Here is a 25,120-nt window from a genome sequence, read left to right as displayed (position 1 = left end):
TAGCAGTGAACAGATCCTTCGCGTATTCCGTAGGATGGCGGTCATGAGTACCCCTAAGCGCCGCACCACGGATTACCGCGTTGATCCGTTTGACCTGCACCTCTTTGCCGCCGTGATGGAGTATGGAACCATCACTGCCGCTGCTTCGTCCGTGAATCTGTCGTTGGCTGCGGCCAGCGCTCGCCTCAAGGGTCTTGAAGACGCAACCGGTTCGCAGTTGTTGGAGCGGTCCAAGTCGGGCGCAATACCCACCGATGCGGGACGCGCTCTGCTGCGCCATGCCAACCGCGTGCTGGCTGAGCTCGAATCGCTGCATGTAGAGATGGCGAGCTTTGGTCATGGATTGCGCGGGACCGTTCGGCTGCTGTGCAACACAGCCGCCATGTCCGAGAGCCTTCCGCGCACGATTGGCCAATTCTTGGTGAAGACCCCTGATCTTGATGTGGACGTGCAAGAGCTTTCGAGCGAGGCGGTCGTAGAGGCATTGCGCCGTGGCACTGCCGATCTGGGCATCGTCGCCGATTACGTGGACACCTCTGGGCTGCTTGTGCAGCCATGGGTCGATGACCGTCTGGTGGCACTCTTGCCAAAGCGCTGGTCTTTGGGCCGCCGCCGTTCCGTGGCGTATGGCGAATTGCTAGAGCATCCCTTTGTAGGTTTGGCCCGGGAGAGTGGACTCAGCCGCTTTCTGGCAGCCCAGGCCAGTCGCAGTGGCCGGGTCCCGCGCCATCGGGTGCGTCTGGGCGGATTTGACGCTGTCGCGCAATTGGTAGCCGAAGGCGTGGGAGTGGCGGTCATGTCCGAGAGCGCGGCTGCGCGCTTTGCCAAGTCCGGCACCCAGATCCTAGGGCTATCTGATGCTTGGTCTCGGAGAAAGCTGCTCGTTTGCATGACACCGGCAGGCAGTGAACTGCCCAGCGTGAGCGCGCTGGCCAATGCGCTGCTGACGGCGCGACCGCAGGTTGGGAACCGGTGAGCAGAGGACGTTGGCAGGGTATGGGATAAGAATTGCTGTTGCCCGGTAGCCTGCTATCAGCGTCAGAACACTGACCGGCTGCAAACCCTGCGCTGCAGCCTCACGCAACCGCTTTCAATTTTCCTGCGGCGTAGACGGCCACGCGACAACAACTTCCGGTTGTTAGCCCAATGGCGGGCAGGAGCGTCCTCATTCAGGCCCCTGGTGACTCATTGCTTCTCCCTCGGAATGTCACCGTGGGGATGCTCACATTTCAATAGCTGTTAGCACCCACCCATATTGCGCCAGGTGCCGATCACACCCCCAACTCCTCTGCAACCCTATTCTACCCTTGTCCAAAAAACAGTCCCTGCCAGACACTGTGATTAAAATCAGTGTGACGCCAGCCCACCCACCCTGCCATGACGGCGCTGCCCTCCCCCACTTCGGACTCCCCGCCCTCCACCCCGATCACCCGCTTTCACCGCACCCGCCTGATGCAGATCTGGCGCTCGGCAGGCTGGCCGTGCAAGGATGGACTGGAGATTGACCTGCTGGCTGCGGGCCTCATCAGTCTGCACATTGCGGCCGATGGTTGCGAAACCCTGCGCCTCACCGACGAAGGCATCCGCACGCTGGCGCAGGCCCGCCAGCGTGGCGTGCGGGCGCTGAGCCTGCACGACCGGCTGGGGCAGAAGTTTGCAGCGCAGTTGCTGGCTTCGGGGCGCATCGTATGGACCGAACTGTCACTGCGCGCGGTGATCGACACCGTGCCGATGGGGGATGTGCTGCTGCCTGCGGCCACGGCCGATGCACCCGCCAATACCGCGCCCGCCATGGCACCGCTGTGGGCCGACGATGACCACGCCCCGGCTGCCCGCGCCGCTGCCAATGTGTGGCGCATGGCCCGGCCCGATCTGTTCTCGGTGCGCAATACCTCGGTGCCCGCCTACCTGCAGCCCATGGTGCACGAGGTGAAGGCGAGCCGGGCCGACCTGCTGTCGGACCTGCGGCACGATGCCAAGCGGCAGGCCTATCAGTGGTTGTGCGAGGAGTGCTACTACATCTTCCCGGCAGGCATAGCCGAGCCCGACGAGATCCCTGAGCACTTCGGCATCTGGGTATTGCACGGCAGCGTGGATGACGGGCGCTTTGAGCTGCTGCGCCCCGCGCGACACAACCGCTGCACCCTGCCCTTTTCTGTGTGGATGGCGCTGTGCAAGGCCACGCCGCTGCGCAGCGATGACGACATGGCTCAGACCCATTTGGGCGAGCCTGCTCCTCCCGCCACTGACACCCCGACCACCCCGCCATGACCTACACCGTAGCGGTGCGCGAGCTGTGCGAGTTCACCGCCAAGCAAGGCGACCTGGACCTGCGCTTTACGCCCGCACCCACCGCGCTGGAAGGCATGGCGGGCCATGCGGTGGCAGCGTCGCGCCGGGGTGCAGACTACCGCGCCGAGGTGGCACTGAGCGGCAGTTACCAAAGCCTGCGCGTGCGCGGCCGGGCCGATGGCTACGACCCCGCGCAGCAACGCATCGACGAGGTCAAGACCTTCAAGGGGCGGCTGGACCGCCAGCCCGCATCGCACCGCCACCTGCACTGGGCGCAGGCCAAGGTGTATGGCTGGCTGCTGTGCGAGCAGGAGCAGCTGGCGCACATCGACGTGGCACTCGTCTACCTGGACGTGGGCACGCAACAAGAGACGGTGTTCACCGAACGCTGCAACGCCGACGACCTGCGCCAGCACTTCGAGGCCCAGTGCCAGCGCTTCATTGCCTGGGCCGAACAGCAGGTGGCCCACCGTGCGGCACGCGACGCGGCACTGACCACCTTGGCATTTCCGTTTGGCGACTTTCGCACCGGCCAGCGCCCGCTGGCCGAGGCCGTTTACAAGGCGGCAGTGGCGGGCCGCTGCCTGCTGGCCCAGGCGCCCACGGGCATTGGCAAGACCATGGGCACGCTGTTCCCACTGCTCAAGGCAGCACCGGCCCAGCGCATCGACAAGGTGTTCTTTCTGGCTGCCAAAACCTCGGGGCGGCAGACGGCGCTGGATGCGCTGGCGCGCCTGTCGCACAGCGCACCGGCACTGCCCCTGCGCGTGCTGGAGCTGGTGGCGCGCGACAAGGCGTGTGAACACCCCGACAAAGCCTGCCACGGCGAATCCTGCCCGCTGGCCCGGGGCTTTTACGACCGGCTGCCTGCCGCCCGCGCTGCCGCCGTGGCCCCCGCCAGTGCAGGTAACCCCGCGCCCGTCCTGCAACAAGCCCGTGTGCGCGACGTAGCCCTGCAGCATGACGTCTGCCCCTACTACCTGAGCCAGGAACTGGCCCGCTGGGCCGATGTGGTGGTGGGTGACTACAACTATTACTTTGACCTGGGCGGGCTGCTGCACGGCCTGGCCCAGGCCAACCAGTGGCGCACGGCGCTGCTGGTGGACGAGGCCCACAACCTGGTGGAGCGCGGCCGCAAGATGTTCACCGCCGAGCTGCACCCCGCCTCCTTGGCCCAGGCCCGCAGCAGCCCCACCGCTGCGGAGCACGCGCCGGTGAAGAAGGCGCTGGACAAGGTGCGCCGCGCCTGGGTGGCGCTGGACAAGGCGCACCCGGCCCCGTACACGGTGCTCGAGACCTTCCCCGACAAGCTGCTGGCCGCGCTGCAGCAGTGCACCACCACGCTCACCGAACACTTCACCGATCACCCCACCGAGCCGGATAGCGCGCTGCAAACCTTCTATTTCGACGCCCTGCACCTGCAGCGCATGGCCGACTTGCTGGACGCGCATTCGATGGTGGACATCACCCAGGCTTCTGCCGCCCGCCACCAGCGGGCCTTCAAACCTGGCGATTCCGTGGTTTGCATCCGCAACGTGGTGCCCGCGCCCTTTCTGCAACCCCGCCTTGCAGCTGCACACACCAGCACCTTGTTCTCGGCCACGCTGCAGCCCGCGCGCTACTACGCCGACCTGCTGGGCCTTCCCGACGACCATGTGTGGGTGGACGTGGAATCGCCCTTTGCCGCGCACCAGCTGCAGGTGCAGGTGGCGCGCCACATCTCCACGCGCTACCCGCACCGCGTGGCATCGCTGGCACCGATTGCGGCGCTGATGGCGCAGCATTTTCGCGAGCGGCCCGGCAACTACCTGGCGTTTTTCAGCAGCTATGACTACCTGCAGCAGGCTGCCGCATTGTTTGCGCAGCAACACCCCGACGTGCCGCACTGGTGCCAGTCGCGCCGCATGCTGGAAGGCGAGCAGCGGGATTTTCTGGCGCGCTTTACCGACAGCAGTCAGGGCATTGCCTTTGCTGTGCTGGGTGGCGCGTTTGCCGAGGGCATCGACCTGCCGGGCAAGCGGTTGATTGGCGCCTTTCTGGCCACGCTGGGCCTGCCGCAGGTCAACCCCGTCAACGAACAGATCCGCGAGCGCATGCAGGCGCTGTTTGGCGCGGGCTACGACTACACCTACCTCTACCCCGGCCTGCAAAAGGTGGTGCAGGCCGCAGGCCGCGTGATCCGCACGCCCAGCGACGAGGGCGTGGTGCACCTGATGGACGACCGGTTTGCGCAGGCCCAGGTGCGTGCGCTGCTGCCTGCATGGTGGCAGGTGGACTGAGAGGCTTAGAGGCTGAGAGTCTTTTGCCTATGCCCGCCTTGCACGCCATAACACCGCTGCTCGTCGTTGCAAATGCGCGCCATAGCCCAAGCTATGGCTGTGCTTTGCGCCTCGATCAGCGGTGTTATGGCGCACCTTTCGGGCACTGACAAAAAACTCTCAGCCTCTGAACCAAAAAAGAGGCCGGTCACCCGTTGGGGACCGGCCTTGCAAAGGCCGCCAAAGCGGCACACAGAGAGTCAATCGTCAGGATGCAACGGGCTCCGTCACCACCAGCTCCTTGGCCTTGCCACGCTGGCGGAAGAACGACACCGTTTGCCACAAGACGAATGCGGCGATCAGGCTGATCAGCGTGCCGCTGATGGGACGGTTGATGAACACCTCAAAGCTGCCGCGCGACAGCAGCATGGAGCGGCGAAAGTTCTCTTCCAGCATGGGGCCCAGGATGAAGCCCAGCATCAGCGGCGAGGGGTCCATCTCCAGCCGCATGAACAGGTAGCCCAGCGCACCAAACGCTACGGTGATGAACACATCGTCCAGGTTGTTGTTGATGCTGTAGGTGCCAATGCAGCAGAAGAACAAGATCGCGGGGAACAACACGTTGTACGGAATCTTGAACACCGACAGCCAGTAGCGCACCAGCGGCACGTTCAGCACCAGCAGGAAGCAGTTGCCGATCCACATGCTGGCGACCAGACCCCAGAAGAGTTCGGGGTGGCCGGCAATCATGTTGGGGCCGGGCTGGATGCCCTTGATGATGAACGCGGCCATCATCAGCGCCATCACGGCGTTCTCGGGGATACCGATGCTCATCAGCGGGATGAAGCTGGTGCGTGCAGCCGCTTCGTCCGCTGCAGCCTGGCCGGCCACGCCTTCGATACAGCCGGTGCCGATTTCGTGGCGGTACTTGCTGACCTTCTTGTCCAGCGCATAGGCCGCAAACTGGGCGATCACGGGGCCGCCGCCGGGCAGGATGCCCAGGATGGAGCCCACAACGCTGCCACGCAGCGCGCTGGGGATGATGCGCTTGAACTCGGGCCAGGTGGGCATGAGCTTGATCTTGCCGTTGAAGGGCGAGCGCTCTTCACGCGAGTCCAGGTTCTTGGCGATTTCGGCAATGCCGAAGCAGCCCAGCGCAATGCTCACAATGCCCACGCCGTCGGCTAGGAACGGGGCATCCCAGGTGAAGCGGGCCAAGCCGCTGTTCACGTCGGTACCGATGGAGCCCAGCAGCACGCCCACCATGCACATGGCCAGGCCATTGAGCAGGCTGCCGGTGGTCACGAAGCTCACGCACACAAAACCCACCAGCATCAGCGCGCAGTAGTCGGCAGGGCCGAACAAAAAGGCCACCTCGCCCAGGCTGGGCGCCAGGAACGCCAGCACCACGATGGCCACCGTGCCCCCGATGAAGCTGGAGAACCCGGCGGTGAACAGGGCCAGCCCCGTTTTCCCTTTCAGCGTCATCGCATACCCGTCGATACACGCCACGATACTGCTCGCATGCGGGATCTTCATGGTGATGGCGCTCACGCTGTCGCCGTACTGCGCACCATAGTAAATACCGGCCAGCATGATGAGTGCGCCGGTGGTGTCGATGGAATAGGTCAGCGGCAGCAGCAGGCTGATGGTGGCCAGCGGGCCCAGGCCCGGCAGCAAGCCCACCAGGGTGCCCACCGTGCAGCCCAGGGCGCAGAACATCAGGTTCTGCAGCGTCAGCGCGTGGCTGAAGCCAAACGCGAGGTTGTTCAAGACTTCCATGGCGGCGACCTCAGTACAGCGGCAGACTCACGCCCAGCAGCTTTTGGAATGCAAACGCGATGCCGACCAGCACCGCAGCGATCTTCAGGTTGCGCTTCCACGAGTACGACGTACCCGCAAACCCCGAGCAGAACACCAGAAACACGATGCCCGCGATCATGTTCACGAAGTGCGACAACGCCGCAAAGCCACACAGGCTGCCCAGAATGATGGCGATGTTGCGCACCTGGAAGTCCATGGGCACCGGCGCCACCAGGCGCGCGCGCACCACGGTGATGACCCCGATCACAAACAGCATGCAGCTGACGATGAACGGGAACATGCCCGGCCCTGCGCGGCCGAGCGTCCCCAGCGAATAGCTCATGGACGGCAGGCCAAAGCCCAGCGCCAAAGCCATGAGGGCAAAGCCTCTGAGTAGATTGCGGTTGATCATGTAAAGGTTGTCTCCTGATAGGCTGGACGACCCCATCCGGCGGTGCAAACGGCGCGCAGGGCTGGGGTATGCTGACGGGCAGACTATCTCCATCAAACCTGATCGCAGGCTGATCTTGGCCATGCGTAATTTCACGTAGAACCCCGACCTCCATGCGCCTCCTCCTGGTGGAAGACGACCCGGTGCTCAGCCGCACCATGGCCCAGGGCCTCGAAAACGCGGGCCACCGTGTCGAGCTGGCCCATACCGTCGAAGAAGCCCAGCACTGGTGGGCCGTACAGGCTTTCGACGCCGTGCTGCTGGACCTGAACCTGCCCCACGCTGCCCACGCGCGCAGCGGCCTGGGCAGCGGCCTCACCGCCCTGCGCAGCGCCCGTGCGCGCGGCGACCGCACCCCCGTGCTGGTGCTCAGTGCCCGCGACAGCACCGAGGAGCGCATTGCCGGGCTGGACGCCGGCGCCGACGACTATCTGGGCAAGCCCTATGAACTCAAAGAGGTGGAAGCGCGACTGCGCGCGCTGCTGCGGCGCGCCAGCGGCACCGCCGACATCGTCACCGTGGGCCAGCTGGTGCTCGACCGCCAGGCGCGCCGCGTCAGCGTGGCCGGGCAACCGCTGGAGCTGCCCGCGCGCGAGTTCGATTTGCTGTGGGAACTGATGACCCCGCCCGGCCGCGTGTTGAGCAAGGGCGACTTGTCCTCGCGCCTGTCGGACGGCAGTGAGGTGGTCGGCGAGAACGCGCTGGAGGCCTCGTTCTCCCGCCTGCGGCGCAAGATTGCGGGCAGCGGCGCGGCGATCCGCACGCTGCGTGGGCTGGGTTACGTGCTAGAGGATGACGTTGGCCAGTCCTGAACCCGGCCCCGCACCGCTGCACCAGCAGCCGTCCGACCTGCGCCAGCGCATAGGCCGGCGCGTGCTGCTTTCACTGGTGCTGATCTGGGGGCTGGGCAGCACGGTGGTGCTGGGCGTGGGCAACCACTTTGTGGCCGAGGCATTTGACCGAGCGTTGCTCGATGACGCACACGCCGTGGCCGCCCATGTGCGCGGCGGCCAGCCAACAGATCCGGCGCGCGACCCGTTGCGGCTGGACCTCACGCCGCGCGAGGTGGGGCTGTTGCGTTTTGACCAGAGCGAAACCGTGTGGTTTGCGGTGTACGCGCCCGATGGCAGCTTCATCGCAGGCGACCCCCATTTGGCGCCGGGCGTGGTGGCGGCGGGCAGCAGCCACGCCTTTTCGCAGCTTTCGCAAGACGGGCGGGAGCTGCGGCGCGCCACCTTGCAGATTGCGGGGCCGCCCCCTTTCACCGTCGTCATGGCGCAGACCACCGCCGAGCGCACGCAGCTGCTGCGCAGGCTGCTGGTGTACTCGGGCCTGGCCCAGCTGTGGCTGCTGGTGGTGCTGGGGTCGTGGCTGCTGCGTGGCATCGAGCGCGACCTGCATCCGCTGGGTGCACTGCAGGACGCCATGGACCAACGCGACGCTGCCGACCTGCAACCCCTGCCGCCCGCGCTGACACAACAAGCCAGCACCAGCGACGTGCAACGTCTGGGTGTGGCTCTGGACGGCTTGCTGGCGCGGGTGCAGCAAAGCCTGCATGCGCAGCGCGAATTTGCGGGCAACGTGGCGCACGAGCTGCGCACTCCGCTCGCAGGCATCCGCGCCCAGGCCGCCCACGCACTGGCCCACAACGACCCGGCCGTCTGGCGCAGCGAAATCGAGGGCATCGCCCAAGCCGAACAGCGCGCCAGCCGCACCGTGGACCAGTTGCTGGCCCTGGCCCGTGCGGCCGAGGGTGGCATCGCGCTGACGTTGCAGCCCTTGGCCTTGCACACGCTGGTGCGCGACGTGCTGCTGCGCTACCTGCCACGCGCCGATGCCCTGGGGGTGGACCTGGGCGCCGAGGGGCTGGACCAGGCCGTGGTGGTGCGGGGCAACACAGCGCTGGTCGAAGGCATCCTGAACAACCTGCTGGACAACGCATTGCGCTACGGGCGCGGCACGCCGCCCCGCATCACCGTGGCGCTGCACACCGAGTCCGGCTTTGGCGTGCTGCGCGTGACCGACAACGGCCCCGGCGTGGACGCCGCGCTGGCGCAGCAGCTGCAACAGCGCTGGGCGCTGGGCGACCAGGGCCAGCGCCTGGGCCAGGGTGCAGGGCTGGGCCTGGCCATCGTGGCACGGTATGTGCAGCTGATGGAAGGACGGCTGGAGCTGACGGCCGCCAACGACACAGCGGACGGTTCAGGCTTGGCGGCCAGCGTGTGGCTGCCGTTGGCACCCAATGCGCCTGCCCCCTCCGGCACGCTCCCCACATCCCCATGACGAGCCCGCCCAACCCAGCACTGACCGCGGCAGAGCAAGCGGCCTTCCTGCAGTCCATCGCCCGCGTGCGCAGCGCGGCTGGGCGGGCCTTGCGGGCGGTGCAGGCCCACGCCATGCAGGGCGCAGCTGCCCATGGCACCGAAGCCAACGCCGCCGCCCAGGCCGCCGAAGCCACCGAGCCCGCTGCCCAGGCCGCCGTCGATTTCATCGCACAACTGCACAAGGGCCTGGATACCGTGGCAGAACAAGCCCGCGCCACCGGCCCCCAGCCAGCGTGCCAGGCGGGCTGCGCGCACTGCTGCCACCTGCGCGTGGAGGCGACGGAGCCCGAAGTGCTGCACATCGCCCAGCACCTGGGCACGCTGCCCGGCGCGGACCAGGCCACAACCACGCTGCGCCTGCAGCAGCACGTGGCGGCGGCAAGCGCGGGCACCACGCGCCAGCCCTGCAGCTTCCTCGTCAATGATCGGTGTGCCATCTACAGCGTGCGCCCTGCCGCCTGCCGCAAGGCGCATTCCTTGTCGGCTGCGCACTGTGCAGAGCAATCGCCCACCATCCCGCAAAACCTGCGCCTGCTGGTGGACGCCGAAGCGCTGATGGCCGGCACCGCCCTGGCCTACCGCGACCAGCCCCTGCCTGCCAGCGCCCACGAACTCAACGCCGCCGTACTGGCAGCTCTGGACGGTACACCGCTCCACGCACCCAGCGCCCTGCTGCGCTGGTACCGGGGTGACGAAGGCGCGCTGGCCCTGCCCACCACATTGCCGTAAAAGCCCACGCGCCTTGATGTCTATCAAGACCCACCGCAACCAGCCGCCCACAATGCAGCCAGCCCCGCAGCCGCCTGGGCGTGCGGCCGAACTTCTCGACGCCCCCCCGCCTCACGCCTGATGACCCAGCCCACCCTCCGCTCCTGCGCCCCCCTCCACCTGGCAGCCGCTGCCGCCATGGTGGCGGGCCTGGCAGGCTGCAGCAAGCCCGAAGCCACCGGCCCCGCCACCACCAGCTTCGATGCCATCACCACCGCGTGCACCCAATTCCTGGCCGCACGGCAACCCCATGTACTGCCTGGCGCCGCGGGCGACTGGACCCTGACCGGCTACAGCCCTGCCCTGGTCCAGCCCGAAGTCACGCGCACCGAATCCACCGTGACACCGTACGTAGGCAAGCTCGTCATCAAGGACAACGAGGCCCAGGCCCACGCACCCACCGAAGCCGCCGCCCAGGCCATCACCCTCACCCCCGCGCACCTGCTGTCCAACCGCACGCACACCTTCATCTACAGTTTTGACGGCACCCAGTGGCGCTGGCAGAACGGCCAGCGGCTGACCAAGATACCGGGGCAGAACGACCGGCTGGAGGCCGTGACGCTGGCGGATGTCTCAGCAGCAGGGCCCAGGGGGTTTGCGGGGTGCTTGCCGCGTTGAGTCGGATCAAAACGCTCTCTTTTTAATAGCTACTACCGCATGATTCACTGGCGCCTCAGGCTGTTTTTGATCAAATCCCGCATCAAAACAGCCCAGCGCCGCCCACCTCCGCCTCGTGCAGCTTGGTGCCGCACGCCAGCCCTGAGGGCCGTCGCGCAGCCAAGCCATTCACACCGCTCATTCCAGGTCGGCATCCAGCCGGGCGATCAGGCCCTGCGCATTCACGGTGATGTCGAGGTTGCCGATCTCGTGACCAAAATCCCCCGTGAAGTCCACCCGTACCCTCGCGCGCCGCGACCCCAGGCGTTGCATCGACAGGAACCGGGTCACCGTCTGGTAGCGGACGAAGTACTGTTCGACATAGCGGCGTATTCCAGCATGGCCATCAAAACGGTGGCCCGTGGAGGGGTCGTCGATCACGGCATCGTGCGCAAAAAGGCCGAGCACCCGCTCCACCGCAAATGCGTTGGTGGCCGCGATCAGCGCATCCGCCAAGTGGCGCAGGTGTTCGTGCGTGGGGACCACCGCACCATGCCGCAGGCCTGCTGCGTCATCCCTGCTGGCTGGCCCGCTGGAGCTTTCTGCCAAAGGTTGACCCGGCTGGCTCATGGCAGCACGCTCACCACCACCTTGCCACGGGCACGGCCCTCGGCGACCAGAGCGTGTGCCGCTTCGGCCGTGTCCAGCGTGAAGCTGGTCGGGTCGAGCAACGGCACCAGTTGACCCGCTTCCGCAAGGGTGGTGGCCTGCTCCACGATCGCGCCATGGTGTTCGCGAAACTCCCCCGTGAGGATGGGAAGCAGCGTGAACACGCCCGAGAAGGTCGCGCCCCGGAACGACAAGGGCGCCAACTTGTGGGTGCCCCAGCCCAGCGACGTCACCACATGGCCCGAGTAGCGGTGGACGGCCACAAACGACGCATCCAGCACTGGCCCACCCACGGTGTCGTAAACGATATCGAAGCCCCGGCCGTCGGTGAACGCGTGGACATAGGCCTCGACCGAGGTCGTTTCATGGTCAATCGGCGTGGCCCCCAGAGACCGGATGTAACCGGCCTGCGCCGCCGTGCCCGTGGCGAACACTTCGGCACCCCGCGCGCGGGCCAGCTGCACGGCCACATGGCCCACGCCCCCGGCGCCACCATGCACCAGCACCTTGTGCCCGCTGCGCACGTTGGCGCGGTCCACCAGGCCCTCCCAGGCGGTGATGAAGACCAGCGGCAAGGCCGCTGCCTGGCGCATCGTCAGCCGGCCTGGCTTGTGGGCCAGCAGCCGGGCATCCACTGCAGCGTATTGCGCCAGGCTGCCTTGCAGCCCGCCGATGCCGCCGGTAAAGCCATACACCGCATCCCCCACCTTAAAGCGAGAGACGCCATGCCCCACCTCCTCCACCACGCCCGCGAGGTCCATGCCCAAAACGGCGGGCAGCGGCTGCTGGGCGTGCTCGGCGGCGCCCGCGCGGATCTTGGTGTCCAGCGGGTTCACGCCGCTGGCGTGGATGCGGACCAGCACCTGGCCCGCCGCGGGCTGGGGCCGGGGCAGCAAGGTGGGGGTCAGTGCGCCGTGGGGGGATGCGAGCACCAGGGCCTGCATGGTGGGGACGGGAGAGGTGGACATGGCGTTTTCCTTCGCGGGGTTGAACAGTGCCGCCAGTTTTCACCTTTCGCTTTTGAATGAAAAGCCACAAGATTGAAACCTTGTCATTCACTTTTGTATGATGCAGCCGATGAACTGGGATGACGTACAGGTGTTCTTGGCCATTGCCCGGCACGGCACGCTGGGTGCGGCAGGCCGCGCCCTCCAACAAAGCCAGCCCACCATGGGCCGCAGGCTGAAGGCGCTGGAGCTTTCTCTGGGCCACACCCTGTTCCAGCGGACTTCCGAGGGTTTCGTCCTGACCGACGAAGGAGCCGCCGTGCTGCGCCACGCCGAGGGCATGGAAGCGCAGGCGCTATCGTTCTCCCGCCAACTGGACGGCGCAGACCAGCAGCTGGAAGGCGCGCTGCGGGTATCGACCTCCGACTGGTTTGGTCTGCATGTGCTGGCGCCGCTTTGCGCAGCGTTTACCAACAACCACCCCCGCGTCAGCATCGAACTCCTGACCGATGCGCGCCTCTTCAGTCTGGCGCGCCGCGAGGCGGACCTGGTGGCGCGCATCGTTCCTTTTGACGAGCCCGACGTCATACAGCGGCGGCTGATGCATGTGCCCTATGCGCTGTACATGCAGCGGGGCGCAGACATGCCCACGGACGATGCGGACGTTCGCCTCATCACCATGGACCTGGGATTCAGCGAGATGCCGGACGCGGCCTGGCTGCGCGAGGCCTTTCCTTCGGCGCGCATCGCGTTTCGCAGCAACAACCGGCACGTGCAGGCCGTGGCCTGCGCATCGGGAGCGGGCATGGCCGTATTGCCTTGCCCGTTGGGTGACTCACACCCCGGCCTGCAAAGGGTGGAAGTCGCCCCTGCGCCGCCAGGGCGCGATGTGTGGCTGGGTTATCACCGGGACCTGCGCCGGGTGCCCCGGCTGCGCGCGCTGGTGGAAATGCTGATGCAAGCGCTGGGCCCTGCTCAAAGCGATGCAGGCGACCAGGGCGGCTGACAAAACGCCGGGAGCGCCTTCGCAGCGCTTGGCTGATGGCGGTCAGCGACCCAGCCCCGCCCCAACGGCCAGCACATGCTCGATGAAGCTGAGACACGGGTGGCTCTGGTGCGCCAGCACATCTGCCTTGACCAAGATGCCCAGCGGCCCCACCGCCTGTGACTTCCACGGCAACACCGCCAGCTCTCCACGCTGGACCAGCGGCCGCAGCAGGCTGGCGGGCGCGCACATCAGCATGTCGCTGTCGGCCAGCATGGCGTATGCAATCTCCGTCGAACGGCTCGACACGCGGCACAGCTCGGGCACACCACCCAGCTCATCGAAGAGGCTCTCCACCTGCTGGGGTCCCAGCCCGGTCAGGGGTGGGGCCAGCCAGCGCTGCGCCAGCAGCTCTGCGGCGGTGACGGTGGCCTGCCGGGTCAGAGGATGCTCCGGGCGACAGGCCACCACAAACCCGTCCTGCAGCGCGGCGCAAAACGCGAACCCTTGAGGCAGCGGGGTCGGTTCGCGGCAGATGGCCAGGTCCAGCGTCCCCTCCTGGATGCTCTCCAGCAAATTGTCGATCGTGACCTCGTGGACATCGATGGCCGCATCCGGGTGCGCGGCAACGTAGGTCGGGATGGCCATCGTGAGCAGGCCGTTGATGCCCGCCGCAATGCTGCCGATGCGGATCAGCGCGGACGCTGCGCCCTGCTGCAACAGCGCAGCATTGCCTGCGGCGGCCTGGAGCGGAACCAGCGATGCGCGCAACAGCGGCAGGACCGCCTCTCCCAGGCGGGTCAAGCGCATGCCCTTGGAGTGCCGCTCGAACAGAGGGCCGCCCAGAGAGCTTTCCAGCTCGACCAGCGCATGGGTCGCGGCGGGCTGGCTCAGTCCAATGGAGGAAGCCGCCCGGTGCAGGCTCTGCAGGTCGGCGATCGCAATGGCCAGCTGCAGGTGCTTGAGGCGCACCCGCCCCAGGATGCGGTTGAACAGGACGGAAGGCGTCAAATCCGGCATGGCTTATTCAAAAATTGAATTCACTTGAAAAAGAAGCATTGGCCTTGCGGCGCCTGCTATGGAACGATCGCGCGCTGGCAAGGAGCAAACCCACGCCAGATGCATTCAATTAACGAATCTTATCCCCGCACCAGCCTGCCGCTGGATGCGAGAGATCTCAGGAGACAAACCACCATGCCATCACCTCAGCGCCAGCCCCTGCGCACGATCACCTTGCGCCCCACCCATTTCCTGCTCGCTCCGGTCGTGAGCGCACTCCTGGCCATGGGCCAGGCACAGGCCGCAGACACCCTGGACACCGCCTGCAAGACCACCGTCGAATGCCAGGCACAGGTCGCCAAGATCCAGGGGCTGGTCAAGGGGGACGCCACCAGCGCCTTGTCCAAGTCACAGGACACCTTCTACTGGTTTGGCCGCATCAACATGGCATCGACCGTGGTCAACGTGGAGCAAGGCATCATCCCCAAAGCCCAGGCGGGCCGCATTGCGAGGGGCGTGGAGTTGTCGATCACGCAGGCGACGGCCCCGGGCGGCAAGCGCCCCACCGATGTGCTGCAGGTCGAGAAGATCATCACGGACGCCGTGGGTCCAGAGGCCACGCTGATCCACACCGGGCGCAGTCGCCAGGACATCCACTCCACCCTGAACGCTGCGCAGTTGCGCCTGGAGATGCTGGACTTTGCCGATGCCCTGGACCAGGTGCGCGCACGGCTCATCACCATCGCACAGGCGCACACCGCCACCTATGTGCCCGCCTACACCAATGGCGTGCAGGCCATGCCCATCAGCTATGGGCACTACCTCATGGCGTTTGCCGATTCGTTCGCCCGCGACTCGGCACGCATCCGCGAGGCCTATGCCCGCATCAACCTCAGCCCCATGGGCACGGCGGTGCTGGCCAACTCCAGTTGGGGCATCAACCGGGAGCGCCTGGCGCAACTGCTGGGGTTTGACGGGCTCATCGTCAACTCGCTGGATGCCGGACAGATCAGCACGTATGACATCCCGATCGAGGCCGCGTCCATCGCCAGCTCCACCGCCATCCGCGTGGGCGCTTTGATGCAGGATGTGCACACCCAGTACCACCAGACCCGGCCATGGATGCTGCTGGCCAGCTCCAAGACCTACACCAGCAGCGCCATGCCGCAAAAGGCCAACCCCGGCATCATCCAGAACACCCGCGCCAAGGCCAGCGATGTGGTGGCGTCGGCCCAGGCATCGCTGTGGCGCGCCCATAACGTCACGCCCGGCATGATCGACTACAAGAACACCTGGAGCCCCGGTAGCGCCAAGACTTTTGTCCAGGGCGTGGAGATGCTGCAGCAGCTGGCCGATGTGCTGGACTCGCTGCGCATCGACCCAGCCCGCGCACTGGACGAACTGGAATCCGAATGGACCACGTCGATGGAGCTGGCCGAAACCCTGCAGCGTACCCATGCCATTCCGTTCCGGGTGGGTCACCACTTTGCGTCGGACGTGGTGGTGTATGCCAAGGAGCGCAACATCCGGCCCAAGGACTTTCCGTATGCCGAAGCCGTGCGCATCTACCGCGAAGCGGGCAAAAAGTACGACATCAAGGACCAGCGCCTGCCGCTCACGGAAAAGGAATTCCGCCGCGCCCTGTCCCCCGCCGAGATGGTGCTGACCCGCACCGGCACAGGCGGCCCCCAGCCCCAGGAGGTCGCGCGCATGGTGGCCGCTGCCAAGGACACGCTGGCCAAGGACCGCGCCTGGTCGGGTGAAGCCCGGCAGCGCCTGCTAGCCGCCGAGGCGGCGCTGAACGCGGCGTTTGAGGGCGTGAAGTCGCTGCCCTGAGCATGCGGGGCACCAAGCTGACCCCACTCAGCGGACCAACGCGGGCTGCGGGGTACCGGGACCACCGCCACGGCGTTGGGCCAGCGCAATGAGGATGTGAATCCCGGCAGCCAGTGCCACGAGCACCACGGCACCTACCCCCCACAGCGCCCAGGCCAGGAACGTCACCGCGCCTGCCAGAGCTGGCACCGCCTCCAGCACGGCCTGCACGATGGGGCCCGCGGAGGAGACCAAAGCCTCCCACTGCCCCATCAGCTCGGGAGGCATCCAGGCCTTGAGCCAGGTGGGCAACAAGATTACATCCGCCACCGTGCGGCCCCCTGCCAAGGCGCCCGCACTGGACACCACCCACACGGTGACTGCATGCAGAGCCCAGCACGCCAGCGACCACAGGGCCAGCAAGGCCAATGAAAGAAACCAGTTGATTGCGTAGAACATGCAAAACCTCCTTGAGTTGCACAAATGGCAAGCGATGAGTATGGGCAAACCGGCGTGACATAGACACCAGCCCGGGCCGCACCTAGCATTCGGTTTTCTCGAACCTGAGGCCACGCATGCTGAAGTACCGCCACCTGTACTACTTCTGGATGGTTGCCAAGGAAGGCGGCTTTGCCCGGGCCGCAGACCGGCTGGAGATGGCAGTGCAGACCATCAGCGCCCAGGTGCGGGACCTGGAAAAGTCGCTGGGCCACCAGCTTCTCAAGCCCTCGGGGCGCGGTGTGGCGCTGACCGAAGCCGGGCAGGCCGCGTTCAGCCGGGCCGAAGAGATTTTTCAACTGGGTCAGTACATTGAAGAAGAAGTGCGTGAGGCCGCCACGGCCCGCGTGGCGCGGTTGTCAGTGGGGCTGTCGGACGGCATCTCCAAACTGGCGGCCCACGCGCTGCTGGAGCCGGTGCTGGCAACGCCCCATCTGCGGCTGGTGTGCCACGAGGGAGAGTCAGACGAGCTGCTCTCCGAGCTGGCCCTGCACCAGCTGGACGTGGTGCTGGCCGGGCAGGCAGCGCCGCGCATCCCGCAGCAACGCCTGACCAGCGAACGCATCGCGCGCTCGCCGCTGCAGTGGTACGGGCCGGCATCGCTGGTCAAGAAGGCAGCGCGCGACCGCTTTCCCCAATCACTGCAAGATTTGCCGGTGCTGCTGCCCACACACCACGCGCCGTTGCGTGCCACTCTGGATGCGTGGTTTCAAGACCTGGGTCTGCAACCACGCGTGGTGGGTGAGTTTGAGGACAGCGCCTTGCTGGCCGTGTTTGCAGCGCGGGGGCTAGGGGTATTTCCGGTGAGTCGGTTAGGTGCGCAAGATGTGGGGCTGGTGCGTGGGCTGCGCCTGTTGGGCGAATGCCCGCAGCTCTTTGAGGAAGTCCACGCCATCTGGTCGCGCCGGGGGCAGTACCACCCTCTGGTGCGGCAGTTGGTGGATGCTTCCGCCGGGCTGGGCACAGCCTAGCGGGCTTCCCACGCAACCAGCATCCCCCTTGTTAAAGGTTGCGCTTGCAGTTACAGCCGCGTCAGGCAGCCTGCGCCAGCTCGTAGCGGCTGAGCTCAGTGGGCATGAAGCCCGTTTGCCAATACTGGCGCGCTGCATTCATCAGCCACCACTCACTCTGCGCCAGGTGACTGTCAGCCGTAGCGGCTGCGTAAGCGAACTCCAGGGCCTTGCGCCGCAGGGCGGGGTCGGTCACCTCAGCGAGCAACAAGGTCAGCGTGAGGCCATCAATGCTGGCGATCAAAACGCGCTGTTCATGCATACCCATCCACAGGTCCTCGCACAGGCCGTGCAACACCTTGGCAAAGCCGCCGCGCGGCAAGCCCAGGTCCTGCTCTATGTGAAGCCCATGCAAGGCATCCAGCTCGGACCGGCTGACATGGCCATCCGATATCAACAGCAAGGCGATGACTCGGGCTACCGCTTCGGGGCTATTGCGGGGATAGCTACGCATTTCTGATTTCCTTGATATGGGGTACGTGCAATGACAAAGGTGACAAGCAAGCAATGGCTTACCCAGCGCGCCGCCCTAGCGGCGATAGCGTGAACGCGGCTGCCAGCCGTCGCGGTATTGGGCTTGCACCCGCAGCGGCACTTTGACCGGCACGCGCCGCAGCACGGGTGCCCGAGCCACGGCAACACGGGAGAGCCAGCGCACAAGGCGATGACGCAGAGAGAAAATGAGCGAAGAGATTCCAGACCAGGGTTTCACGGACGGCTCCTTTGAGGCGGAAAACTGCGAACAGGAAGAAGCCTTGAATGTGTGCCCCCCACCCGCTGAAAAGAAGCAGGTTTTCTCTGACATACACATCCAGAAAATCGATGTTATCCATCGGCAGCGAAATCGCAGCCAAAGCACAGAGTTTTCAGAGATTCAACGAAGAAATTTCCTGCTGGTTGGCCGCCAAGCTGCGGGCTACGGTGTCATCCTCAACTCAGGAGATCGCAAATGCAGATTCTTTTCAGAACACGCCACCCCGAGGCCGCACTGATGCGCGATGCCGTGGAGCGTCGCGTTCGCTTTGCCTTTCGGCGGCTGAACGCTCTGGTACCACGCGCTGAAATCAAGCTGGATGACATCAACGGCCCCCGGGGCGGCCCCGACAAGCGTTGCCAGATCGCCCTGCGCACCGACGGAGCAGGGGCGGTCGTGGTGTCTTCGGTGGCCAAAGACTGGCGCTGCGCACTCGACGAAGCCCTGGCCAGCGCCGCCCGCCTTCTTCTGCGTACCTGGCGGCGCAGCTCGACACCCCGCAGGCAACGGCGGGGCGATGGGGCAGTAGATGCCGAAGGACAAGGCAGCGCGACTGCACACCTCCCATAAAGCGACCTGGCTGCGACGCCCGACATGGCGGTGGAAGGCATGTGCAGACTCATGCCCTCATACCGTCATCACTGCGGTGGACGCGGGGATGTGCGGCTGCCCTGCCCCCGGGCCTACCCAACCCGGGCGCATCAAGCGCCCTACGAGGCTCCTCCATCCACGCTTGCGGAATGCACAACCGCCTGCTCCACAACGTCCCGTGTCAGCGTGGGCACAAAGCTCTGGATGAAGCTGTAGGCATACCCGCGCAACCAGGCGCCGCGCCGCAGGCCCAGGCGGGTGAGATTGACCTCGAACAGATGGCCCGCGTCGATGAGCCGCAGGTGGCGGTCGCGCTCTTCATCGACCGCGATGGACGCGACGATGCCCACGCCCATGTCCAGCTCCACATAGGTCTTGATCACGTCAGCGTCCATGGCGGTGAGCACGATGTCGGGCGCAATGCCCTCCCGCGCAAAGGCCTCGTCGATGTGCGCACGGCCGGTGTAGCCCAGCTCGTAGGTGATGATGGGATATTGCGCCAATTGCTCCAGCGTCACCGGGCCGGGCAGGTCGAGCAGGCGGTGGCCCGGGGGCACCACGATACTGTGTGTCCAGCGGTAGCACGGCAGGGTGACCAGCGCGTCGTAGCCAGCCAAGGCCTCGGTGGCCACGCCGATGTCGGCTTCGCCAGACAGCAGCATCTCTGCCACCTGGCGGGGCGAGCCCTGGTGCAGGTGCAGCGACACCTGCGGGAACAACGCCCGAAAGTCGCGCACCACCTGGGGCAGCGCATAGCGCGCCTGCGAGTGCGTGGCCGCCACCGACAGGCGCCCCTGCGCGCTGTCGCTGAAGTCCTGGCCGGCACGCCTGAGGTTGTCGGCCTCCAGCAGCAGGCGCTCGACTGTGGGCAACAGCACTTCGCCAGGCGGGGTCAGACCCGTGAGGCGCTTGCCCGCCCGCACAAAAATCTCCACACCCAGCTCTTCCTCCAGCTCGCGGATCTGGCGGCTCACCCCGGGCTGCGAGGTGTGCAGGATGTGTGCCACTTCGGTCAGGTTGAAGCCCCGCCGCACGGTTTCGCGCACAGAGCGCAGTTGCTGAAAGTTCATGGATAAAAGCCGGTCTCACAATGTCGATGTGACTGCCACCGCGCGGGGACCGTGTTGGCGACGGCCCCATGCGTTCCGTATCCAGACAGCCCGTAGCGCAGGGGCCTGTAAATACTATGTTTTTAATAGCATCAAGCGCATATTCCACTAGCGCATCAGTCACTTTTCTTTGGTTTTTTTGCCCGTACGGGCCTTACATGCCCCGCTGGGACAGGTCGGGCACATAGCGGTCGGCCTGGATGTCGGGCGACAGCCCGTGGGTGATGACCTCGTCGGTGATGGGCAGGAACTGCGCATTCCACTGCTCCCACGCCGCACGCAGGCGTTCAAACACTTCGGGGTGCTTGTGGCGCAGGTTGGCGCGCTCCAGCGTGTCGTCTTCCACGTCGAACAAAAACTCGTTGTCGTTGATGCGCAGGTACTTGAAGCGCCCCTCGCGCACCGCCCGCTGGCGCTGCGACTTGTAGCGCCAGAACAGCGTGCGCGGGTGTGCGGGCGCATCGCCCAGCAGCACGGGCAGGATGCTCTCGCCGTCGGGCGGGTAGTCGGCATGGGGCGCCACGCCCGCAGCGGCCAGCAGCGTGGGCAGCCAGTCCATGGTGGCGGTGACCTGGTCGCTCACCTGCGGTGCAATGCGCGCAGGCCAGCGCAGCAGCGTGGGCACGCGGATGCCGCCTTCGAGCAGCTCGGTCTTCTGGCCGGTGAAGGGCCAGGTCTTGGAAAAGCGCTCGCCGCCGTTGTCGCTGGTGAAGACGACGATGGTGTTGTCGGCCAGGCCTTGTGCCTTGAGCGCATCGAGCACCTGGCCCACCGCCTTGTCGAGCGAGCGCACCATGCGCGCATAGGTGGCGAGGTTGCCGCCGTCGTAGTGAAAGAGGTCTTTCAGGCCCAGCGATATTTCTTCGTCCTCCGGCCCCACCCAGGGCCAGTGGGGCGCGGTGAAGTGCAGCGACAGAAAGAACGGCTTGGCCGCGCTGCGCTCGCCGATCCAGCGCGTGGCCTCATCGGCCAGCAGCTGGGTGTAGTAGCCCACGCGCTCCACCGGCACCTCGCCTTCGTACAAATCGCGCGCCACGGCATCGCCCACGCCGGGCTTGTGCGTGAAGTAGTCGATGGCACCGCCATAGTTGCCAAAGAAGCGGTCGTAGCCACTCTTGAGCGGGCCGAAGGTGGGCAGGCTGCCCAGGTGCCACTTGCCAATCAACGCCGTGTCATAGCCCGCATCGCGCAGCAACGATGGCAGCGTGGGGTGCTCCGGCGGCAGGCCGTGTACATGGGCCTTGCGCACCAAGGGTTCCTCCAGCCCGCCGCGCAGGCGGTACTGGTAGCGCCCGGTGATCAGCGCAAACCGCGTGGCCGAGCACACAGCCGAGTTGGCATAAGCCTGGGTAAAGCGCACGCCCTCGCCCGCCAGCGCATCGAGGTGCGGCGTGGTGAAGTCGGCCTGGCCGTACACGCTCAGGTCGGCCCAGCCCAGGTCGTCGGCCAGGATAAAGACGATGTTGGGCGCCTGGGTGGAAGCGGAGGCGGCCACATTGGTGGTGATGCTCATGCAGCCCCCTTGGCCTTGCCGGCGGCATCGGTCTCGCGCCACTGCTTGTCGAGCTTGAGGTCCTTGACGGCCTGCTGCACGAAGGCGGGGTGGAACCAGGCCTTCACGTCAAACGTCTGGCGGATCAGCCCCAGCTTGACGCCGTCGTCCAGCACGCCCTGGTAACCGGCGATGAAGCCCTCGTCGAGCAGCGGCGAATATCGGGCGTTCAGGTTGTCGCCCGCCAGTTCTTCGCGGAACGACAGCTCGGGGTTGCCGCTGTTGTCGGCGTACAGCTTGATGAGCGCCTCGCGATTGCCCTCTTGCGAAGACCAGTGGGCGGCGCGCACCAGTTGGGACACCAGGCGCTGGGTGAGCTGCGGGTTCTGTGCAGCGAAATCCTCGGTGGCCAGAATGCCGGAGTTGATGGTGTAGTCCGGCCCACGGCCCTTGGTGCTCAGCGCAATCTGCGCGCCCTGCGCTTTGAGCAGGAACACGTCCGAGCCGCCGAACGTGGCGTCGATCTGCCCGGCCACCACGGCGGCCTTGGAGGTGGGCCAGTCCATGTTGATGAGCTTCACGTCCTTTTCGGTCAGGCCCGCCGTTGCCAGCAGGTTGTCGAAGGTGCGCTGGTAGGCGGTGCCCTTGAGCACCGTGACCTTCTTGCCCTTGAGGTCGGCCACGGTCTTGATGCTCACGCCCGGCGCCGTGGCCAGGTAGCTGTTGCTGCCCCGGCCCGTGGCCGCAATGAAGCGGGTGGGCAGACCGCGCGCTCGGCCAATGACGGCGGCCAGGTCGCCCAGAGAGACGATGTCGAGCTGCTTGGCCGACAGCGCCTCGTGCACGGCCGGGCCTGCGCCGCGAAAGAAGTTCCACTCGATCTTGATGCCGTCCTTGGAAAATTCATCTTCCAGCCACTTGTTGGCCTGCAGCACCGCAAACACGCTGCCGCCCGGCGAGGGCTTGCCGGCCGTACCCAGGTCGGGCGAGCCGATGCGGATGACCTTGGCGGGCGACTGGGCGCGCAGCACCATGGGGGCAGCCAATGCGGCAGCGCCAGCCACCAGCAGCAAACGGCGCGTGGAGAAAACGAGGGGGGTTTGTTGTGTCATGGGAATCTCGGGGATCTGTAAAAGGGGAACAAACAATCAAACAGCAAATTGCCACTGCGCGGCAGGCGCCAGCTGCTCGCCGCGCTTGAGCGGCGGCTCGGCCAGGTCGGCCGCCGGGTGGCCAGAGAACTCGCGCAGCACGCTGTCCTTGATGGCGGTGAACGCGTGGGAGGTGCGCTCGCGCGGATGGGGCAGCCCCACCGGCACGGTGCGGCGGATGCGGCCGGGGCGCGGCTCCATCACCACCACGCGGTCGCCCAGGTACACGGCCTCTTCCACGTCATGGGTCACCAGGATCATGGTGATGCCCTCCTGCTGCCATATGCGGTGCAGCTCCTGCTGCAGGTGGGCACGGGTCATGGCGTCGAGTGCGCCAAAGGGTTCGTCCAGCAGCAGGATGTCGGGCCGGTTGACCAGCGCCCGCGCAATGGCCACGCGCTGCGACATGCCGCCCGAGAGCTGGTGCGGATAGGCGGTCTCGAACCCCTCCAGCCCCACCAGCGCAATGTGCTCGCGCACGGTGGCGCGCTGCTGGCCTTCGGTCAGACTGGAGTTGAGCAGGCCCAGCGCCACGTTCTTCTCGACCGTGAGCCAGGGGAACAAGCGGTGCTCCTGGAACACGATCCCCCGGTTGAGGCTGGTGCCCACAATGCGCTGGCCGTTGAGCAGGATCTCGCCCTGGTAATCGCCCTCCAGGCCAATCACCAGCCGCAGCAGCGTGGACTTGCCGCAGCCGCTCGAGCCCACGATGCTCACGAACTCGCCGGGCTCGATGGTGAGGTGGATGTCCTGCAGCACGGGCAGGGCTTCGCCCTTGACCTCGTACTGCTTGTTCAGGCCGCGAATGGCCAGGGTACCGGCGTGTGCCATGCTGATTTCCTTGTGTTCGTATGCGTATGCGATGCGTCAGCAGCATCAGTACCTGGCGATCGTGCGATCACGCCAGGCCAGCAGGCGCTTTTCCAGTGCGGCCAGCAGCGCGTTCAGTACAAAGCCCACCAGGCCCACCACCACCACGCCAAACAGCACCAGGTCCATCCAGAAATGCTCGCGCCCATCGATCAGCGTGTTGCCAATGCCCTTGCCCGAGGCCAGCAGGTATTCGGCCCCCAGCGTGGCCAGCCAGCTGTAGATGAGCGAGAGCTGGATACCGGTGAACAGTGAGGGCGCGGCGGCAGGCGCCACCACACGGCGCAGCGTTTGCCACACGCTGAACTCGTACACGCGGGCCATCTCCAGGTACTCACGCGGCACGCTGCGCAGGCCCTCCAGCGTGTTGAGCACCACCGGAAAGAACGCCGCCATGGCCACAAACGCTACCTTGGCGGTATCGCCCAGGCCAAACCACATCGACAGCATCGGAATCCACGCAAACAGCGAGATCTGCTTGAGCGTGTGGAACGTGGGCCCCACCAGCCGCTCGGCCCAGCGCGACCAGCCCAGCAGCGCACCCACCGCCAGCCCGATGCCGGAGCCAATGCCGAACCCCCAGGCCATGCGCCACAGGCTGGCCGACAAGGCCACCCACAGTTCGCCGCTGACAACCTGGCCCACACCGCGCTGCCATACGGCCAATGGCGATACCAGCAGGGGCGAATCGGACGCCCCCGAAGCCACCACCGCCCACCACACGGCCAGGATCAGCACGGGCAGCACCCAGCCCCGCAGGCGTGCGGGCACTTTTTGGAACACGTTGCGTTGCACGTTCACAGAAGACATTGGCACACCCCACTCACAAACCCGGCTTGCGCCAGCGCAGCAACCAGGCCTCGGACACGGCCAGCAGCTTGTCGATCACAAACCCCACGATGCCCACGGCCAGCACGGCGGCCAGCACCACGTCCAGCTGAAAGAGCTGGCGGCCATAGACGATGAGGAACCCAATGCCCTCCGATGACGCCAGCAGCTCCACCACCACCAGCGCCAGCCATGCATGCGTGAGGCCATAGCGCACGCCGTTCCAGATGGGCGCCGTAGCCGCCGGAAACACCACCTTGCGCAGCATCTGCCAGCGGGTGAAGCCATACACACGCGCCACCTCCACCAGCCGGTTGGGCACGTTCTGAATGCCCTGGCAGGTGTTGATGGCCACCGGCACCAGGGCCGCCTTGGCGATCAGCAGAAACTTGAGCCCCTCGTCAATGCCCACCACCAGGATCAGCAGCGGCAGCCAGCCAATCACCGGCACCTGGCTGAAGGCCTTGAACAATGGGAAGAAGTAGTCACGGAATGTCGGCGACAGGCCCATGGCACCACCCAGCACCAGGCCCAGCGACAGGCCGATGCCAAAGCCCGCAAACACACGGACCATGCTGATGCGCAGGTGGTCCCACAACTCTCCGCTGGCCAGCAGCTCGCCAAACACCTTGAACACGGCGGCGGGCGGGGGCAGCACCTGCTCGGGCACCCAACCCCACAGGGCGGAGAGCTGCCACAGCGCCAGCACGGCCAGCGGAAAGGGCCAGGCCCAGAGCGAACGCCTCGCCCAAGTCCAGGCAGCGTTTTGCCTTGCCGCTACGGGGCGGCGTGTGGGGGCATCCGGCAGCGCGTCCAGCGGGCTCGCGGGGCCGCCTGGCCCGGCCGCGTTCAGTGCGGGTATCGCCATCTTTTGCATTTCCTTTGTGGGTGGTAGAGCTGCTACCACCT

The 25,120-nt window shown here is 66.1% G+C and carries 25 protein-coding genes; 12 read left to right on the top strand and 13 right to left on the bottom strand.

Annotation, left to right across the window (positions count from 1 at the left end):
- Window positions 1-43: 43 nt before the first annotated feature.
- The 3 genes from ASC83_RS21775 to ASC83_RS21765 all read left to right on the top strand — a co-directional run bounded on the left by ASC83_RS21775 (window position 44) and on the right by ASC83_RS21765 (window position 4,571).
- Entirely contained in the window at window positions 44-976 is a 933-nt protein-coding gene (locus ASC83_RS21775) for a LysR family transcriptional regulator (RefSeq protein ID WP_162245505.1), read from the top strand.
- 401 nt (window positions 977-1,377) lie between these two features.
- On the top strand, window positions 1,378-2,271 hold the full coding sequence (locus ASC83_RS21770) for a hypothetical protein (RefSeq protein ID WP_082522557.1): 894 nt from the start codon (window positions 1,378-1,380) through the stop codon (window positions 2,269-2,271).
- Window positions 2,268-4,571 (top strand): ATP-dependent DNA helicase, encoded by a 2,304-nt coding sequence (locus tag ASC83_RS21765; protein ID WP_056067521.1) that lies wholly within the window; start codon window positions 2,268-2,270, stop codon window positions 4,569-4,571. Before ASC83_RS21770 ends, ASC83_RS21765 begins: the two co-directional genes overlap by 4 nt.
- Window positions 4,572-4,817: 246 nt before the next feature.
- Here the strand turns inward: ASC83_RS21765 and ASC83_RS21760 are convergent, their stop codons facing one another.
- Together ASC83_RS21760 and ASC83_RS21755 are read right to left on the bottom strand one after the other, a co-directional pair.
- A complete protein-coding gene (locus ASC83_RS21760; RefSeq protein ID WP_056067519.1) occupies window positions 4,818-6,332 on the bottom strand; it encodes a tripartite tricarboxylate transporter permease in 1,515 nt (504 codons plus the stop codon).
- A 10-nt stretch (window positions 6,333-6,342) separates the two neighbouring features.
- Window positions 6,343-6,765 carry a tripartite tricarboxylate transporter TctB family protein gene (locus ASC83_RS21755; RefSeq protein WP_056067517.1) on the bottom strand — a complete coding sequence of 141 codons (423 nt, stop codon included), beginning with the start codon at window positions 6,763-6,765 and terminating at the stop codon, window positions 6,343-6,345.
- A 152-nt stretch (window positions 6,766-6,917) separates the two neighbouring features.
- Between ASC83_RS21755 and ASC83_RS21750 the strand changes: the two genes are divergently transcribed.
- The 4 genes from ASC83_RS21750 to ASC83_RS21735 all read left to right on the top strand — a co-directional run bounded on the left by ASC83_RS21750 (window position 6,918) and on the right by ASC83_RS21735 (window position 10,514).
- Window positions 6,918-7,616, top strand: coding sequence for a response regulator transcription factor (locus ASC83_RS21750; RefSeq protein ID WP_056067514.1), 699 nt, complete (start codon window positions 6,918-6,920; stop codon window positions 7,614-7,616).
- Entirely contained in the window at window positions 7,597-9,087 is a 1,491-nt protein-coding gene (locus ASC83_RS21745) for a sensor histidine kinase (RefSeq protein ID WP_056067511.1), read from the top strand. The genes ASC83_RS21750 and ASC83_RS21745 overlap by 20 nt, the downstream gene beginning before the upstream one ends.
- Window positions 9,084-9,857, top strand: a complete 774-nt coding sequence (locus ASC83_RS21740; protein WP_056067510.1) for a YkgJ family cysteine cluster protein — start codon at window positions 9,084-9,086, stop codon at window positions 9,855-9,857. The genes ASC83_RS21745 and ASC83_RS21740 overlap by 4 nt, the downstream gene beginning before the upstream one ends.
- A gap of 120 nt (window positions 9,858-9,977) precedes the next feature.
- Complete coding sequence (locus tag ASC83_RS21735; protein WP_056067508.1) at window positions 9,978-10,514, top strand: hypothetical protein; 537 nt, start codon at window positions 9,978-9,980, stop codon at window positions 10,512-10,514.
- A 177-nt stretch (window positions 10,515-10,691) separates the two neighbouring features.
- Here the strand turns inward: ASC83_RS21735 and ASC83_RS21730 are convergent, their stop codons facing one another.
- Together ASC83_RS21730 and ASC83_RS21725 are read right to left on the bottom strand one after the other, a co-directional pair.
- Complete coding sequence (locus tag ASC83_RS21730; RefSeq protein WP_235509440.1) at window positions 10,692-11,123, bottom strand: nuclear transport factor 2 family protein; 432 nt, start codon at window positions 11,121-11,123, stop codon at window positions 10,692-10,694.
- Window positions 11,120-12,130, bottom strand: a complete 1,011-nt coding sequence (locus tag ASC83_RS21725; RefSeq protein WP_056067506.1) for a zinc-dependent alcohol dehydrogenase family protein — start codon at window positions 12,128-12,130, stop codon at window positions 11,120-11,122. Before ASC83_RS21725 ends, ASC83_RS21730 begins: the two co-directional genes overlap by 4 nt.
- A gap of 109 nt (window positions 12,131-12,239) precedes the next feature.
- Here ASC83_RS21725 and ASC83_RS21720 point away from each other — a divergent pair, with 109 nt between their 5' ends.
- Window positions 12,240-13,115: a LysR family transcriptional regulator gene (locus ASC83_RS21720; RefSeq protein WP_056067799.1), complete on the top strand. Its 876-nt coding sequence runs from the start codon at window positions 12,240-12,242 to the stop codon at window positions 13,113-13,115.
- Between the two features lie 42 nt (window positions 13,116-13,157).
- On the opposite strand, the gene ASC83_RS21715 is transcribed toward ASC83_RS21720, so the two are convergent.
- Window positions 13,158-14,114, bottom strand: coding sequence for a LysR family transcriptional regulator (locus ASC83_RS21715; protein WP_056067504.1), 957 nt, complete (start codon window positions 14,112-14,114; stop codon window positions 13,158-13,160).
- A gap of 174 nt (window positions 14,115-14,288) precedes the next feature.
- Between ASC83_RS21715 and ASC83_RS21710 the strand changes: the two genes are divergently transcribed.
- Window positions 14,289-15,929, top strand: coding sequence for an argininosuccinate lyase (locus ASC83_RS21710; protein ID WP_056067502.1), 1,641 nt, complete (start codon window positions 14,289-14,291; stop codon window positions 15,927-15,929).
- A 27-nt stretch (window positions 15,930-15,956) separates the two neighbouring features.
- On the opposite strand, the gene ASC83_RS21705 is transcribed toward ASC83_RS21710, so the two are convergent.
- Window positions 15,957-16,367 (bottom strand): hypothetical protein, encoded by a 411-nt coding sequence (locus tag ASC83_RS21705; protein WP_056067500.1) that lies wholly within the window; start codon window positions 16,365-16,367, stop codon window positions 15,957-15,959.
- 116 nt (window positions 16,368-16,483) lie between these two features.
- Here ASC83_RS21705 and ASC83_RS21700 point away from each other — a divergent pair, with 116 nt between their 5' ends.
- Window positions 16,484-17,377, top strand: coding sequence for a LysR substrate-binding domain-containing protein (locus ASC83_RS21700; protein ID WP_056067498.1), 894 nt, complete (start codon window positions 16,484-16,486; stop codon window positions 17,375-17,377).
- 61 nt (window positions 17,378-17,438) lie between these two features.
- Here the strand turns inward: ASC83_RS21700 and ASC83_RS21695 are convergent, their stop codons facing one another.
- Entirely contained in the window at window positions 17,439-17,870 is a 432-nt protein-coding gene (locus ASC83_RS21695; protein ID WP_056067497.1) for a hypothetical protein, read from the bottom strand.
- A 226-nt stretch (window positions 17,871-18,096) separates the two neighbouring features.
- Between ASC83_RS21695 and ASC83_RS24060 the strand changes: the two genes are divergently transcribed.
- Both ASC83_RS24060 and ASC83_RS21690 read left to right on the top strand, forming a co-directional pair.
- Window positions 18,097-18,408: a hypothetical protein gene (locus ASC83_RS24060; protein WP_156379579.1), complete on the top strand. Its 312-nt coding sequence runs from the start codon at window positions 18,097-18,099 to the stop codon at window positions 18,406-18,408.
- The gene (locus ASC83_RS21690; protein ID WP_056067494.1) at window positions 18,366-18,740 is read left to right on the top strand and encodes a hypothetical protein; all 375 of its coding nucleotides are present in this window, start codon (window positions 18,366-18,368) and stop codon (window positions 18,738-18,740) included. The genes ASC83_RS24060 and ASC83_RS21690 overlap by 43 nt, the downstream gene beginning before the upstream one ends.
- Window positions 18,741-18,880: 140 nt before the next feature.
- Here the strand turns inward: ASC83_RS21690 and ASC83_RS21685 are convergent, their stop codons facing one another.
- The 6 genes from ASC83_RS21685 to ASC83_RS21660 all read right to left on the bottom strand — a co-directional run bounded on the left by ASC83_RS21685 (window position 18,881) and on the right by ASC83_RS21660 (window position 25,079).
- Window positions 18,881-19,831, bottom strand: coding sequence for a CysB family HTH-type transcriptional regulator (locus ASC83_RS21685; RefSeq protein WP_056067492.1), 951 nt, complete (start codon window positions 19,829-19,831; stop codon window positions 18,881-18,883).
- 193 nt (window positions 19,832-20,024) lie between these two features.
- The gene (locus ASC83_RS21680) at window positions 20,025-21,383 is read right to left on the bottom strand and encodes a sulfatase (protein ID WP_056067490.1); all 1,359 of its coding nucleotides are present in this window, start codon (window positions 21,381-21,383) and stop codon (window positions 20,025-20,027) included.
- Entirely contained in the window at window positions 21,380-22,474 is a 1,095-nt protein-coding gene (locus ASC83_RS21675; protein WP_056067488.1) for an ABC transporter substrate-binding protein, read from the bottom strand. Before ASC83_RS21675 ends, ASC83_RS21680 begins: the two co-directional genes overlap by 4 nt.
- Window positions 22,475-22,510: 36 nt before the next feature.
- Entirely contained in the window at window positions 22,511-23,344 is an 834-nt protein-coding gene (locus ASC83_RS21670) for an ABC transporter ATP-binding protein (RefSeq protein WP_056067486.1), read from the bottom strand.
- A gap of 45 nt (window positions 23,345-23,389) precedes the next feature.
- Window positions 23,390-24,193, bottom strand: coding sequence for an ABC transporter permease (locus ASC83_RS21665; protein WP_056067484.1), 804 nt, complete (start codon window positions 24,191-24,193; stop codon window positions 23,390-23,392).
- A gap of 13 nt (window positions 24,194-24,206) precedes the next feature.
- On the bottom strand, window positions 24,207-25,079 hold the full coding sequence (locus ASC83_RS21660; RefSeq protein ID WP_056067481.1) for an ABC transporter permease: 873 nt from the start codon (window positions 25,077-25,079) through the stop codon (window positions 24,207-24,209).
- Between the last annotated feature and the right edge of the window lie 41 nt (window positions 25,080-25,120).

Origin of the sequence: Acidovorax sp. Root402, assembly GCF_001425125.1 — a bacterium.
Classification (GTDB): domain Bacteria; phylum Pseudomonadota; class Gammaproteobacteria; order Burkholderiales; family Burkholderiaceae_C; genus Acidovorax; species Acidovorax delafieldii.
The sequence above is the reverse complement of the archived record's forward strand: the minus strand, read 5'-3'. Positions and strand labels throughout refer to the sequence as shown.